Genomic DNA, 14,930 nt, shown 5'->3' on the forward strand with positions numbered 1-14,930 from the left:
CGGTTCCGCACCGATGAAGCAATACAACACTTCCTCCGGGCAGGCACTGCTCCCGTACCCTGCATACATCGACGCCAATAAGCGGCGTACCTAAACGCCGATACCGGAGCTACTCTAACTCCGATACCGGCGTACATCAACGCTGACACCAGCGCTACACTAACTCCGATACCGGCGTACCTAAACGCTGATACCAGCGCTGCATTAACTCTGATACCGGCGTACCTAAACGCCGATACCAGCGCTACATCAACGCTGATTCCCCAAGCACCTAAACTCCCGTATCAAGCGTAACGCTATATGCTTTCACCTCCTCCAAAACTTGTGTTTCTGCGTGCTGATGAATTCGCGCATCGACCAGCCTGCTACCTGGTTCTACCATCACTTCGCCGGAAGGAGTATCACGAAATTATATCTACTATCCGAACGGAAAAGTTGACGAAATTTCCGAAACAATTGAAACAGGTCAAACAAATAAGGTTACTTTTGTATACGACAGTTATGGCCGTGTGAGCAGTAAAACGTATAACAATACCTATACCGAGGGGTATGTGTACAACAGCTATGGCTATCTCGACCAGGTTACTTTTAACGGCACAGTGGTATACGATGTTAGCACAATGAACACAAGGGGGCAAACAACGGCGGCCAGCATAGGCGGCACATCGGCTAGCTGGGGTTACAACGCCTACGGGCAGCTTACCTCATCGGCAGCTTCGGGGGTGCAGGGCTATAGTTATTCCCCAAACACAACGACAGGTAACATGACCAGTCGGACCAACTCTTTAAAATCTTTATCGGAAACCTTTTATTATGATAACCTTGACCGCTTGGGATCGGTTTCAGGTCCGGGCGGCAGCCTCAATATTGGGTACGACAGCATAAGCAATCTCATTTATAAAAGTGATGCAGGCTCTTTCTTTTACGATAATGGAAAGCCTTACCAGCTATCCAATGTGATTCCTCCTGCTAATTTTCCCGAAATTCCGCAAAATATAAACTATACTGCCTTCGGAAAAATAAGTTCAATTTCTGAAGGGGTCAATAGTGCAACATTTAAATATAATTCGGATAAACAGCGGGTTAAGATGTCGTTCACTACCAGTGGACCAGGTTTTTGGACAAAGTACTACTTTGGCAGCAGCTACGAAAAAGTAGTTGAGGCATATACGACCACCGAGTATATATGGATAGGCGGCAGCCCTTATACTGCTGTAGCGGTAGCTAAAATTGTAAATGGCGGTACCCCTCAGGTATGGGCTATATTTCGGGATCATTTAGGTACCATTACCCATTTGAAAAACGGCAGTACCATTTACGAGTACAGTTTTGATGCCTGGGGCCGGCGCCGTGACAAAGACAACTGGAGCTACACCCTTAGCGGCGAACCCGCCCTGTTTGCCAACCGCGGCTTTACCGGCCACGAACACCTGACAGAGTTTGGCCTGATTAACATGAACGGAAGGCTTTATGACCCACTTGTTGGCAGGTTCCTCTCGCCAGACAATTATGTCCAAAGTCCTGATTTTACCCAGAACTTTAACCGGTATGGGTATTGTTTGAACAACCCGCTGAGATATACTGACCCGGATGGGGATTGGTTTCTCATTGATGACGCTGCAGAATTTGTAATTGGCGGTACAATTAATCTTCTTATGAATGCAGATAAAGTTGATAATTTTTGGGAAGGTTTAGGCTACTTTGCATCAGGTGGAGCTGGCGCATGGGTTGCAATACAAAGTTTTGGTTTAGCAGCCCCTGCTGGTGCTGCAATTGCAAGTTTTGGAAATTCCATGTTAGAGACTAATTTTTTGACAGAGGAGAATAACTTCAGCTTAAAAAGCATTAATAACAAAGAATGGGGAACTATTGGAAAAAGTACAGTTATTGGTGCAGGTGCAGGTTTAATCGGAGGTTGGGCAGGAGACAAATTATCAAATGGATTAATTAACAAGTTTGGTATTAAAACAACTTTTTGGCAGAACGCAACTAAAAGTATGAGCTCTATGAGTATCGGTATGTCATTAGAATTCTATGCAAATTCTACCTGGATTGACGGAAATAAAATGTATTCAAAAGAAGCTTTTGGGCAATTGGGAATTGGATTTGGTTCTGGCTTAGTTGTTGGATTTGCCAACACTTACCTTGTTGAGAAATGGGCAAAGCCCGAATTAGAAAATTTTAATGGATTTTTAAGTGTTAAAAAAACACAAGTATGGAACAATATGAATAACTCATACAACCCATTAATAACACCTTATCCCTTAATCACACCTCCAGCACCTAAACCTATTTGGCTACCAAATTTTAATGATTAACAATAAGCAAATGAAAAAAAAAGGGTTTATTAAATCGAATTATAAGATATTGGTATTTATTGGTATTATTATCGTTGGTTATTTTATCAACAAATCAAGCCAAAGTATTGATGATGAGATAAAACAAAATGGAAAATACGCAATAGGTACTTTTAAAGAATTTTCGATGTCCTTTGGACATGCTGGAGGCAGGAGTTTGGAATATTTTTATTATGATAATGTAGGAAAATATGAAAATGGTTCAAATTCTAATATTTTTCCTGATAAAGAAAAACGTAAAACCATATTCGAAGGTGATCAATTCTTGGTATTGTATGATAATGACGGTAGCATGATATTCTTTGAATGTCCGATAAAAGACAGCACCGATTTTAAACGGTACGTAAAGGAGTTTGAGGAAAAACGCAAAAAACAGAACAAGTAAATACCAACCAGCCCCGCCCTAAAAGCGGGGCTGGTTTAAATTGTCCGACCCCGAAAAAACGGGGCAGGCTATGATTTTCTTGATTATTTGATTCGTATGATTAAATTTGAGAATGTAATTTTCAGCATTTGAACCAGTTCTAGTCGGGATATGCGTAAAGTTTGCAGCAGCTGGTGGTGATTTGCAATCACCGCCTTTCAGATTCAGGATTTGCAATCCTGTTTAAATGATTGCTTGATTTGCTTCGGGATTGCAAATCCCGAAGAGCCGGGGACTATAATGTGCCAACTATCAATTCATCTGCCAATTCATCATTGAAGCAAGGTTCCGACCCATCCAACCTTATTTTTTGTGTCAACCTTAGTAGCCGGTAACATGACGATACAATCCAACCTTATTCACCTTATTGTGATTGCTACATTCAATTCTCATCGCCAGATCAAATAAGGTTAAATCAAACACTATTCCTCTGGCTACTAAGGTGAAAAAAACAAAAATAAGGTTTTTAAGGATAATGTGCGATGAAGGAATCCTTCAATAGAACTTAGAAAAAGGTCATTGGTGAACGAATGCTGTGAATGACCGATCCGGAACTACAATGTGCCAACTATCAATTCATCTGCCAATTCATCATTGAAGCAAGGTTCCGACCCATCCAAGCTTATTTTTTGTGTCAACCTTAGTAGCCGGTAACATGACGATACAATCCAACCTTATTCACCTTATTGTGATTGCTACATTCAATTCTCATCGCCAGATCAAATAAGGTTAAATCAAACACTATTCCTCTGGCTACTAAGGTGAAAAAAACAAAAATAAGGTTTTTAAGGATAATGTGCGATGAAGGAATCCTTCAATAGAACTTAGAAAAAGGTCATTGGTGAACGAATGCTGTGAATGACCGATCGGGAACTACAATGTGCCAATTATTAATTCATCTGCCAATTCATCATTGAAGCAAGGTTCCGACCCATCCAACCTTATTTTTTGTGTCAACCTTAGTAGCCGGTAACATGACGATACAATCCAACCTTATTCACCTTATTGTGATTGCTACATTCAATTCTCATCGCCAGATCAAATAAGGTTAAATCAAACACTATTCCTCTGGCTACTAAGGTGAAAAAAACAAAAATAAGGTTTTTAAGGATAATGTGCGATGAAGGAATCCTTCAATAGAACTTAGAAAAAGGTCATTGGTGAACGAATGCTGTGAATGACCGATCCGGAACTACAATGTGCCAACCATCAATTTATTTGCTAATTCATCATTGAAGCATAATTCCGCCCCATTCAACCTTATTTTTTGTGTCAACCTTAGTAGCCGGCAACATGACGATACAATCCAAGCTTATTCACCTTATTGTGATTGCTACATTCAATTCTTATCGCCTGATCAAATAAGGTTAAATCAGATACTATTCCTCTGGCTACTAAGGTGAAAAAACAAAAATAAGGTTTTTAAGGATAATGTGCGATGAAGGAATCCTTCAATAGAACTTAGAAAAAGGTCATTGGTGAACGAATGCTGTGAATGACCGATCCGGAACTACAATGTGCCAACCATCAATTTATTTGCTAATTCATCATTGAAGCATAATTCCGCCCCATTCAACCTTATTTTTTGTGTCAACCTTAGTAGCCGGCAACATGACGATACAATCCAAGCTTATTCACCTTATTGTGATTGCTACATTCAATTCTTATCGCCTGATCAAATAAGGTTAAAACATACACTATTCCTCTGGCTACTAAGGTGAAAAAACAAAAATAAGGTTTTTAAGGATAATGTGCGATGAAGGAACCCCGTGCTAGTCGGGATATGCGTAAAGTTTGCAGCAGCTGGTGGTGATTTGCAATCACCGCCTTTCAGATTCAGGATTTGCAATCCTGTTTAAATGATTGCTTGCTTTGCTTCGGGATTGCAAATCCCGAAGAGCAGGATAAATATAAAGCAGCTTGCTTATCTTTGCGAAAAAAAAGATCATGGGACAACTCGTAGAAGAATTCAATGCTTACCGTTCGAAGATGAACGAAAAAATACTGGCCTCCGACAACAAGGTCATGAAACGCATTTACAGTCTCGACACCCTCACCTACCAGGAAGGAGCACTTTCAACCAGGGTTAAGGAAATGCTGGGTCTGGCCACCTCGATGGTACTGCGCTGCGACGACTGCATAAAATACCATTTGGAGAAATGCCACGAACAGGGCGTCACGACCGAAGAAGTATTCGAAATATTCGGCGTAGCCAACCTGGTTGGCGGAACGATTGTTATTCCACATACCCGCCGGGCGGTAGAATACTGGGAAGAACTGATGCAGTAAGGCAATACACCGGGCCGATTTTAGCCAATAAGCAAGCTGTATGCTAAAGCCGGCCTGTTGTCAATTGCTGTTTTGCATCGAAATCGTTAATTTAGGATCGAATTTAAAACCTGATTCATGCGAAACATCTTTATTCCTTTACTGGCGCTCGTTTTACTGACGGCATGCAGCGACCGGAGCAAACAAAAAACCGATGAAGCGGTCACCTTTGTGAGCTTTCCCGATTTCTTCAACTTTGATGTACCAGAACCCTGGCCCCGCTGGGACGATGCCGTCGACTTCTTTCTTGGCAAAGTAAAAGAAGAAGGGCCCGACTTTGTGATGATTGCCGGCGACCTGGTCAACGGTCACTGGTGGGACAGCCCGCAATGTGTCGAACAAATGGGCACCCTGTATTATTCGGGCTGGAAACGCCGAATGGATAAACACCAGCTCAAATATTACACCGCGGTTGGCGATCATGAGTTGGGCGATGATCCCTGGCCGGCCGAAAAACTGGAACTGGTTCCGCACCTTGAACAAACCTACGCCAGCCTGCTGAACATGCCACAAAACGGACCGGACAACAAAAAAGGACTGGCCTACTTTGTACGCGAAGGTGACCTGCTGATGATTACCGTTGAAACCTTCGAAGTAGTGGGCGATACCATGGTTGCCGATGTCCGCGGCGAACAACTGCAATGGTTCAAGCAGGTACTGAAAGAAAACAGCGATGCCCGCTTCATTGTGGTTCAGGGCCATGTCCCCATCTGGGGCGAGATCAGGGCCCGCTCGTCAAGCAGCATTATGTTGCACGACGGCAAGCAAAACGAATTCTATAAGTTAATGAAGGAATTTGGAGTTGACCTCTACCTTTGCGGCGAATTTCACGATGTGACCGTGCTCGAGTCGGACGGCATCTGGCAGGTGGTGCACGGATCATCGTGGGGACGCGAAATTGTCAATACACAGGATTACCTGGTGGCCAAGGTCAGCAACAACAAATTACATGTTGAATTAAAACGACTTTATATGGAAGTGGGCGACGGCTACATGTGGAACCTGCATAAAAACAAAGGCCCGCGTGAAGAAGTCAGGATTGCAGCGCAATCGCTCGAAAACGGCCCCGAAAGCACCGGTACCCTGGTGATTGAATACCTTAACGGGGAAAAACAAGTCACCGAAAAAACCGGCTATTTCGACTTATAACACATTACAAAGCACATAAAATAAAACCAAAATGAAAGAGAAAAGCATTGAATTATTAAACAAGGCTGTAGCTGATGAATTGGCTGCAGTACATCAGTACATGTATTTCCATTTCCACGCCGACGACCAGGGTTACGATCTGCTCGCCTCGCTGTTCAAACAAACGGCCATTCAGGAAATGATCCACATTGAATCACTGGCCGAGCGCATTCTTTTCCTCAAAGGAGAAGTTGAAATGACCGCAGCCGGCGAGGTACAAAAAATTCACGACGTAAAAGGCATGCTGCAAATGGCTGCCCAAATGGAAGAAGACAGTGCCAACGATTACAACATTTGGGCCAATGAATGTGCACAGAATGCCGATTCGGCCACCAAAAAGATTTTCGAAGCACTGGTCGAAGACGAAGAACGTCACTTCGACCGCTTTGATGTTGAACTCGATAATCTGGCTAAATTTGGTGACAATTACCTGGCCCTGCAATCGATCGAACGCAGTAAAAAAATGTCGGGCCACCCGGGTGCTGAATAAATAATTGAAGTACTATAGGAAACAAGGATGCATCGCCACGTATGAAGCATCCTTGTTTTCTTTTCAACTTTGTTCGGTAAATGACAAAGAGTTGGCAATGCTTTAAAAATCCTGCTCAAAACACTGATTACCAGATTGGGCTAAAGCCCAAATTCATAGATCAATATAAGGCACCCCGGGCTGAAGCCCGGGGCTATTGAAAACCCTATAAGCAGGGCTTTTAGCCCAATCTAAATAATTTTTACCGTACAACAATGTTTTCTTTTAACCCTTAACCTCAATTTTTCGGCAAGTGCAGGCAACTTCCGGGTACACTGCTTCGTCTGTATTGTGTAAAAACCAAAGCACCAACGAATGAAAAATACCCCAGGCAGATTGATCCGCAATCTCTTCCTCCTCTTCATTGGATTAACGCTGCTCCGACTGGTCAGTGGCTGCATTTTCCGTTGTTCCTGCCCCGAAACCGAAGTAGTCGACATCACTTACAACAAAGCCCTGATTAGCGGGATCGACAATTCCGACGGTTACACCTGGTACCACCAGCTGGCCGACAGCATTCCGGCCGGAGCCATTGGCTTCAACATTGTATTGTGCGACAGCAATTACTTCGAAAATCCAGCGTATTATTTCGTACAAAACAAGGCATATTTTCAACCCTTTATCAAAGGAGCTTATGCCATGCAGGAATGCATTTGCAATCAGTACGACTTCAAAGCCGAAGACGGGATCAGAACCCTTAGTATAAGCACCCGTTATGATTTCTCGGACGACTATCCTGCGGGAAGTGACCTCACCCACCTTTTGGTAGCACTGGTTCCCAATTACCCGGTCGACCTGCAGGGAATGTATTTATCTTTCGACGAGCTGCTTGAATGGCTTCAAAAGCTCGATGTGCTCGATTTGCCCGAAACCGAAATGGATCTCTTTTTAAAGGAAGCGCCCACCAACGACAGTCTTCAGTTGGTATTCAGTTTCGAATTCGACGATGCCTCCTGTTTGGCCGCCAGTTCTCCGGTAATTTATCCCATCAACTAATCCTTCTGAGCCATGTTGTACCAAAAAACCAAGCTCTTTCTCTTTCTTCTGGTATTCATCACCGTAGGCCAGCTGCATGCCCAAAGCATTGAAAAGTATGCTGTCGATTTGTTTTTTGGCGGACACGCCACCACCTTCGACCGCATCCCTTCCAATCAGCTCGATTTTATGAACTATGTGAATGCCTACGACGAGTACCTGGTCGATGAAGCCTACCTGGCCCTTTCAAGCCATTTTTGGCTACAAAACCAGTGGGAGCTTGATTTTAAGCTGGGTGTTGAAAGTGATTTGATTCCGGTAATTTTTGATTTGCGTGCCACCCGGGAGCTGACTTCCGGCCTGGGTTTAAACCTGGGGCTTGAACACCGTCCTTTTTTCATCAACAATGCCGAGAGCCATTACAGCAGTCTGGCCGAAAACTATACCATCAACAGTCATCCCTCGCTGGATTACAGTTATTTTCAGTTCAACCTTTTTCTTTTTGGTCCCTACACCGGTATCAACTATGCACTCGACTGGAAAAGGCTTCGCGTGCAGGCCGCCATCAATGCCGGTATCTTCTTTAATAATAAGAACCAGTTGAAAGTAGTTTTAAAGGAAAAGGAAGGAAATTACTTGTGGTCGGAAGAATATGCCCTCCGTTCAAGTCCTGGCCCGTGGGTGAATCCGGAGCTCAAACTGGCCTTTACCCTGCTCGATGGTGCAACCATGCAGTTGGGTGTGCGCATCGGTGCTTCGTATTTCATCAGCCGGCAGGCCCTGCCCTACGATTTTACACGTCGCGAATGGACTTACAACAACAGCGAAACGAGCTACCGCCAAATGCCATCGCACCTGCTGAAGCAGGCCGGTGTCGATTTTGGCCTGTTTATCCTGAAAAAGTAAAGCCCTTCCAAAACGAAAGGGCTTACTGTATTTTAATTTGAATTTTGCTTATTCCACAATGGCTTTCATGGCTGCCATGGCGCCGCGCAGCTTGGCTCCCACCACTTCAACCGGATGTTGTCTCAGTGATTTGTTCACAGCGATCAGCTCCTGATTGTCGACATGGGCATCTTTGCCTTCGTTGAAGTTCTTTCCAATCACCTCAACTGAAACCCCTTGCATGAAATCAGCCAGCAGGGGACGGGCTGCATGATCGAACAAATAACAGCCATACTCAGCGGTATCAGAAATCACACGGTTCATCTCGTACAACTTTTTACGGGCGATGGTATTGGCAATCAACGGAGTTTCGTGCAAGCTTTCGTAATAAGCCGATTCGGCTTTGATTCCCGACTCGGTCATTACTTCGAAGGCCAGCTCAACACCTGCTTTCACAAAGGCCACCATCAAAGTACCATGGTCGAAATACTCCTGTTCGCTGATGGGAGCTTCGGTGGCCGCTGTTTTTTCAAAGGCTGTTTCAGCCGTTGCAGCACGCCAGGTAAGCAGGTTCTTATCGTCGTTGGCCCAGTCTTCCATCATGGTCGATGAAAAATGGCCACTCATAATGTCGTCCATGTGTTTTTCGAACAGCGGACGCATGATGCTTTTCATTTCATCGGCCAGCTGATACGCTTCCACCTTGGCGGGATTGCTGAGGCGGTCCATCATGTTGGTGATACCACCCCATTTGAGGGCTTCGGTAATGGTTTCCCATCCGTACTGTACCAGTTTGGAAGCATAAGTGGCTTCAATGCCCTGCTCCACCATCTTGTCGAAACACAAAATGGAACCGGTTTGTAATACGCCGCACAGAATGGTTTGTTCGCCCATGAGGTCCGATTTTACTTCGGCCACAAATGATGAATGCAGCACGCCTGCACGATCGCCACCGGTACCGGCAGCATAGGCTTTTGCTATTTCGAGCCCGTCGCCGTTGGGATCGTTTTCGCGGTGAACGGCAATCAGGGTAGGAACACCAAAACCACGCAGGTATTCAGCCCGTACTTCCGATCCGGGCGATTTGGGTGCCACCATGATCACGGTAATGTCGTCGCGAATCTGCATGCCTTCTTCCACAATATTGAAACCGTGTGAATAAGCCAGGCACGAACCTTTTTTCATGAGGGGCATCACCTTTTGAATTACCGGTGAATGCTGTTTATCGGGAGTCAAATTCAGTACCAGATCAGCAGTAGGCAACAGTTCTTCAAAAGTTCCCACCTTGAAACCATTTTCGGTAGCCGAAATGTACGAAGCTCTTTTCTGTTCAATGGCTTCGGCTCTCAGTGCGTACGACACATCCAATCCGCTGTCGCGAAGGTTCAGTCCCTGGTTTAGTCCCTGGGCACCACAACCCAACACTACTATTTTTTTTCCTTTCAGGTAGTCAACACCATTGGCGAATTCACTCTGATCCATGAAGTCGCACTTTCCCAGCTGCTCTAACTGCAGGCGCAGGGGAATTGAATTGAAATAATTTGCCATTTTCTATCTTTTTATTTGTTCTTGTTTCAATTTGTAACTTTTCACTTTACAAAGCAAGTAAATTATAAGAAGAAAGCCCGGTAAAAATGCATCAATTTTAGGCATTTTTCATGGATTCCGCTTTCGGGCCTTTCAAATACTCCGGATAAAGCACCTTCAACAACAGCCATTTAAAATGGAAATACCAGCCGAATAAAAAGGCTTATTTAATAGATGCATTGCGGTAAGCCACCGGAGTTATCCCGGTTTCCCGTTTGAAGAAACGGGTAAAATAGCTCTGGTCGGGAAAGTTCATATGATGGGCAATTTCACTTACACTCAAACTGCTGTGAACCAACAATCGTTTAATCTCGAGCAATTGTTTTGCTTTGATAATTTCGTTGGATGTCTGGCCGGTAAGCTGCCTGATGGTTTGGGTGAGGTGATTGGGTGTTACCGCCAGCATGGCTGCAAAATTGGCCACTCCCAGATTGCTTTTAATGTGCTGTTCAACCAGCTGGTAGAATTTCTTTACCAGCAAATGCCCTTTCCCCTTGTTCTTCAAATGATCATCGACAGGGTAAACCGAAGCACAAAAGGTGAGCAGTAAATCAAGAATCGAGCGCAGCAATTCAAGCGAAACACTTTCTTCTTTTCCGCTTTCATCGATTCCTTTTAGAAATAATTGTCTTAAGAATTCAACATCTTTCTCCTCTGTGAGATGCACAGGAGGATTGGTTTGCTCAAGGGAATAAAAGAACGGGAATTCGATCAGACGGTTCTGATTGCTTTTATTGATCAGATAAAAATCAGGGGTAAAAATAAAGATGTAGCCGTAAATATCGTGCGAAAGCTTTAGCTTGTGCGCCTGCCCGGGTGATAGAAAGAACACACAGGGCGGCTCAATTTCGTACTCATTGTTATCGATTACATGCAGGCCCGAACCTTCGAGCAGAAAAAGCACCTCGAAGAAGTCGTGCCGGTGTGGATAACTCACCTGAAAATGACGTTTGGCATCGAATACTTCGATCTGGTATTGTTGCCCCACGCGTCCGGGCGAACTGAAGTTTTGCAGGCTGTATACTGGTATGTTTTTAATCATGATGAATTTACATGGTCCAGGGAGCTGCCTTCCTATCGAGCTCATCGCTCCAGCGGTATTGCAACTTAACAATCTGGTCAACAATGTCGTACGGCAGCGATTCAATGCTTTCGGATGCCATCAGAAACTCCTGTAAGTTTTCAGCCTTTGCCGTAGAACCAACAGTCGCTCTTACCTGCGAGAAACTGTGTGCAAAACGAACACAGAATTCGGTCCAGCTCCCCACTCCCGAACGTTCAAAAACAGGTGCCACTTCGGCTGCCCTTTTCTGCAGGTATTCCTTCCATGCAAAACCGGGTTCATCGCGCAGGCGGTGCACCGGTCCACCGGCAACCGTTCGCATGGCAACAATGGGTTCACTTTTTTCACGCAGTAAATCCCAAAGCTGATTGCTGGCAAAACGCTGCAGCGGATTGAGGTAGAAGATGAAGCCATCGATCAGTCCTTCGGTAAACCCGCGACTCAAGGCCTTGTAGGCGATGTCGGAAGTCCAGGGAAATACTTCAAGTACAAAGTGTTTTACTTTCCCCGATTTTTTAAGTTCTTCGAATGCCCTTACACTTTTTCCTCCCCGGGCAAAATCATTGGCCAGATCTCCACCAAGGCAGAGCTGTCCGAGATCCAGTGAATCGAGTCCCAGTGGATTCAAATTATGGTCGACATCGGCCAACAACTCTTCAATGCTTTGGCCTTCGAGCTTTACCAGTAATTCGGGAACTTTTCCCCGGTCGTTGTCAAAAGCCTGTCGGAGCACCTGCAATGCATCACCGTACATCCGGCTGGTATGAAACCACACCCCGGTATCGATGGCTGCCTTTGCAATTTCGACCCGTTCATCAAAAGGAATTGTTTCGTCACCCAACCGGGTCGTTCCATATACATAGGGAGAGATGTCGGTCAGCAGCACCGATTTTTCTGAGAAGTTCTGGACATTCATCGTATCTTGTTTTCGGTTATTGTTAGTCATACGCAAGGTGCGAACATAAAATTAATTAAAAAAAGAAAACATGACGTATAGCGGGGGACTGAATGTTATAAGTGTTTGAAGATACAAATTACTTTGGAATGAATAAAACGAGAACAGACAGGACTGCAAAACAAAACCACAGCACTGCTGACAAAAGGAGTTTAGCTGAGCAATAAGGACAAAGGGGCTGACAAGATAAAAATTGTAAGTTTAGTCGGATGAATCCATTATATTTAGGGCTGCAAGTGAACAGTAAAATTTTCAAAACCAAGCAAAGACCTGGCATTCATGAATCAAATTATTGCAACAAGCGACTGGATCATCATCGTTCTCTACCTGATCATCAGCATCGGCATCAGTATTTACTTATCGAAACGTGCAGGCATCAACACCGACAATTACTTTCTAAGTGGCCGTAAACTGCCATGGTACATTGCAGGAACCAGCATGGTGGCCACCACTTTTGCTGCCGATACCCCACTGGCAGTAACCGAACTGGTTTCGGAAAACGGCATAGCCGGCAACTGGCTGTGGTGGAACATGCTGCTTGGAGGCATGCTCACGGTTTTCTTTTTCGCACGCTTGTGGCGACGTGCCGGAATACTTACCGATGCTGAATTTGTTTCGATACGCTACGAAGGCAAGGCTGCTCGTTTTCTGCGGGGTTTCAGGGCCATTTACATTGGCATCGTAATGAATGTGGTGGTGATAGCCTGGGTGAACCTGGCCATGGTAAAAATATTGCAGGTCATCTTTCCCGACTTCACTTTTTTCGGAGCCACCAGTATCAATTTCCTGGGATTGGAGCTATCATCCCACCTGTTGCTGATGGCTTCCATCCTGCTTTTTGTGGCGGTCTATTCTTCGCTTTCAGGTTTAATGGGCGTTTCATTAACCGATTCTTTTCAGTTTGTAATGGCCATGACCGGCAGCATTGCACTGGCCGTCATCGCAGTGCGTCAGGTTGGCGGCATCGATGCGCTGAAAGCACAACTCAGTGATCAAAGCTGGTTGTTCGATTTTGTTCCGGTTCTGGATAAAGCGTCGTCGACCCCGTCGACTGGAGGTGGAGGTATACTCAAAATGGGCGTTACAGCCTTTGTGGCCTACCTGGGCGTACAGTGGTGGTCAAGCTGGTATCCGGGCGCCGAACCCGGTGGTGGCGGTTACATCGCCCAGCGCATGATGTCGGCCAAAGATGAAAAGCATTCACTCTTGGCCACCTTATGGTTTCAGATAGCTCACTACGCCCTGCGTCCGTGGCCCTGGGTGCTGGTAGCGCTGGCCACCCTGGTACTCTACCCCGACGAAGCCGACCGTGGTGCCACCTACGTGATGATGATCAGGGATTACCTGCCGTCGGGTTTGCTGGGACTCCTGCTGGCTGCATTTCTGGCTGCCTACATGTCGACCATAGCTTCGCAAACCGTATGGGGCACCTCGTACATCATTAACGATTTGTTCAGGCCCTTTATCAAAGCCGGCGCTTCGGAAAAATACTATGTAAAAATATCACGCATTACCACCTTCCTGCTGATCTTCTTTTCGATACTGCTAACTACCCAGTTCAGCAAAATCAGCGATGCCTGGAAATTTGTACTGGCCATGAGTGCAGGTATCGGACTGGTGCTGATCCTGCGCTGGTTCTGGTGGCGCATCAATGCCTGGAGTGAAATTTCGGCCATGCTGGCACCCTATCTGATTTTCCCGGTTTTAAAATACGGACTGGGACTCGACCCTATCGCCAGCGATTTTGAACTTTCGCTCATCATCATTGTGATTTGGTCGACTTTCGTTTGGCTGCTCGTCACCTTTCTGACCCGGCCCACCAGGGATGAAAAGCTCAAAGCCTTTTATAAAAAAGTACATCCGGGAGGATGGGGATGGAAACGCATTGCTGCCAAAATGCCCGAGGTGAAACACGACAGCGGCTACAAATACCTTTTTATGAATTGGATTTTAGGTTGTTTGCTGGTTATTTTCACCTTGTTTGGCTTCGGAAAGATGCTGTTTCACGAATATGCACGGGGTGGAATTTACCTTTTCATCGCCGCCATTTCGATCGTTTTCATCCTTTACAACATGAACCAACTGGGGTGGAGAAAATTGAAATAAACAGCTGTATTATTTTTACCTGTATTTGTGCATTCTTTTATTAAGCATCGCATACTATCAAATAATATGGATTAATTTTACGCAGGCTTAATTCACCAAAGACAATGCATCAAAACAGCGGTAAATACATCTTTTTAGTCTTGCTGATAAGTTATCTGCTTACGGTAAGCCATGTATTTTTCAGTGAAGTTGCTCATTGTTTGTCCCATCTGGTTGAGAACCTTTATGGCGATGAGCACCATCAGCCTCACCACCACATGCATGAGTCAGGTGATCATCATCATCATCTTATTGACACATTCAATAAAATTTTTGAAGAACAAAATGCTGATCATGAATCACAACAAGCGAAACAGCTACAATCAGAAACTGATAAATATTTAGTCTGCCTTTTTGCATTGTTGCCTGAGAATGTTTCTCGTGAAACTGCCTTACTAAAACGCGTGTTGAACCAACAGCAATATGATGCCTATATTTCACTCATTACGCCTCCTCCCAGAAAAACCTGCCTGATTCCATCCATATTATAGTTT

Annotated in this window: 12 protein-coding genes; 9 read left to right on the top strand and 3 right to left on the bottom strand. The window is 44.9% G+C overall.

From position 1 onward, the window contains the following. The first annotated feature begins 551 nt into the window (after positions 1-551). The 7 genes from FHS86_RS05185 to FHS86_RS05215 all read left to right on the top strand — a co-directional run bounded on the left by FHS86_RS05185 (position 552) and on the right by FHS86_RS05215 (position 8,707). Positions 552-2,318, top strand: coding sequence for an RHS repeat-associated core domain-containing protein (locus FHS86_RS05185; protein ID WP_429411839.1), 1,767 nt, complete (start codon positions 552-554; stop codon positions 2,316-2,318). 10 nt (positions 2,319-2,328) lie between these two features. Beyond that, the gene (locus FHS86_RS05190; RefSeq protein ID WP_429411841.1) at positions 2,329-2,742 is read left to right on the top strand and encodes a hypothetical protein; all 414 of its coding nucleotides are present in this window, start codon (positions 2,329-2,331) and stop codon (positions 2,740-2,742) included. A 1,986-nt stretch (positions 2,743-4,728) separates the two neighbouring features. After that, positions 4,729-5,070: a carboxymuconolactone decarboxylase family protein gene (locus FHS86_RS05195; RefSeq protein WP_429411843.1), complete on the top strand. Its 342-nt coding sequence runs from the start codon at positions 4,729-4,731 to the stop codon at positions 5,068-5,070. Positions 5,071-5,187: 117 nt separating this feature from the next. Then, on the top strand, positions 5,188-6,258 hold the full coding sequence (locus tag FHS86_RS05200; RefSeq protein WP_429411845.1) for a metallophosphoesterase family protein: 1,071 nt from the start codon (positions 5,188-5,190) through the stop codon (positions 6,256-6,258). 31 nt (positions 6,259-6,289) lie between these two features. Continuing rightward, positions 6,290-6,787 carry a ferritin-like domain-containing protein gene (locus FHS86_RS05205; RefSeq protein ID WP_429411847.1) on the top strand — a complete coding sequence of 166 codons (498 nt, stop codon included), beginning with the start codon at positions 6,290-6,292 and terminating at the stop codon, positions 6,785-6,787. A gap of 354 nt (positions 6,788-7,141) precedes the next feature. Continuing rightward, complete coding sequence (locus FHS86_RS05210; protein ID WP_429411849.1) at positions 7,142-7,822, top strand: hypothetical protein; 681 nt, start codon at positions 7,142-7,144, stop codon at positions 7,820-7,822. 12 nt (positions 7,823-7,834) lie between these two features. Continuing rightward, positions 7,835-8,707, top strand: a complete 873-nt coding sequence (locus FHS86_RS05215; RefSeq protein ID WP_429411851.1) for a hypothetical protein — start codon at positions 7,835-7,837, stop codon at positions 8,705-8,707. Positions 8,708-8,755: 48 nt separating this feature from the next. On the opposite strand, the gene ilvC is transcribed toward FHS86_RS05215, so the two are convergent. From ilvC to FHS86_RS05230, 3 genes are all read right to left on the bottom strand, one after another. Beyond that, positions 8,756-10,234, bottom strand: a complete 1,479-nt coding sequence (gene ilvC / locus FHS86_RS05220; protein WP_429411853.1) for a ketol-acid reductoisomerase — start codon at positions 10,232-10,234, stop codon at positions 8,756-8,758. Positions 10,235-10,436: 202 nt separating this feature from the next. Beyond that, positions 10,437-11,315 carry an AraC family transcriptional regulator gene (locus FHS86_RS05225; RefSeq protein ID WP_429411855.1) on the bottom strand — a complete coding sequence of 293 codons (879 nt, stop codon included), beginning with the start codon at positions 11,313-11,315 and terminating at the stop codon, positions 10,437-10,439. Positions 11,316-11,322: 7 nt separating this feature from the next. Then, entirely contained in the window at positions 11,323-12,252 is a 930-nt protein-coding gene (locus tag FHS86_RS05230) for an aldo/keto reductase (protein ID WP_429411856.1), read from the bottom strand. Between the two features lie 318 nt (positions 12,253-12,570). Between FHS86_RS05230 and FHS86_RS05235 the strand changes: the two genes are divergently transcribed. Both FHS86_RS05235 and FHS86_RS05240 read left to right on the top strand, forming a co-directional pair. After that, the gene (locus FHS86_RS05235; RefSeq protein ID WP_429411858.1) at positions 12,571-14,397 is read left to right on the top strand and encodes a sodium:solute symporter family protein; all 1,827 of its coding nucleotides are present in this window, start codon (positions 12,571-12,573) and stop codon (positions 14,395-14,397) included. Between the two features lie 104 nt (positions 14,398-14,501). Beyond that, the gene (locus tag FHS86_RS05240; RefSeq protein WP_429411861.1) at positions 14,502-14,927 is read left to right on the top strand and encodes a hypothetical protein; all 426 of its coding nucleotides are present in this window, start codon (positions 14,502-14,504) and stop codon (positions 14,925-14,927) included. The last annotated feature ends 3 nt before the right edge of the window (positions 14,928-14,930 follow it).

The organism is Roseimarinus sediminis (genome assembly GCF_050433125.1).
Classification (GTDB): Bacteria; Bacteroidota; Bacteroidia; order Bacteroidales; family Prolixibacteraceae; genus Roseimarinus; species Roseimarinus sediminis.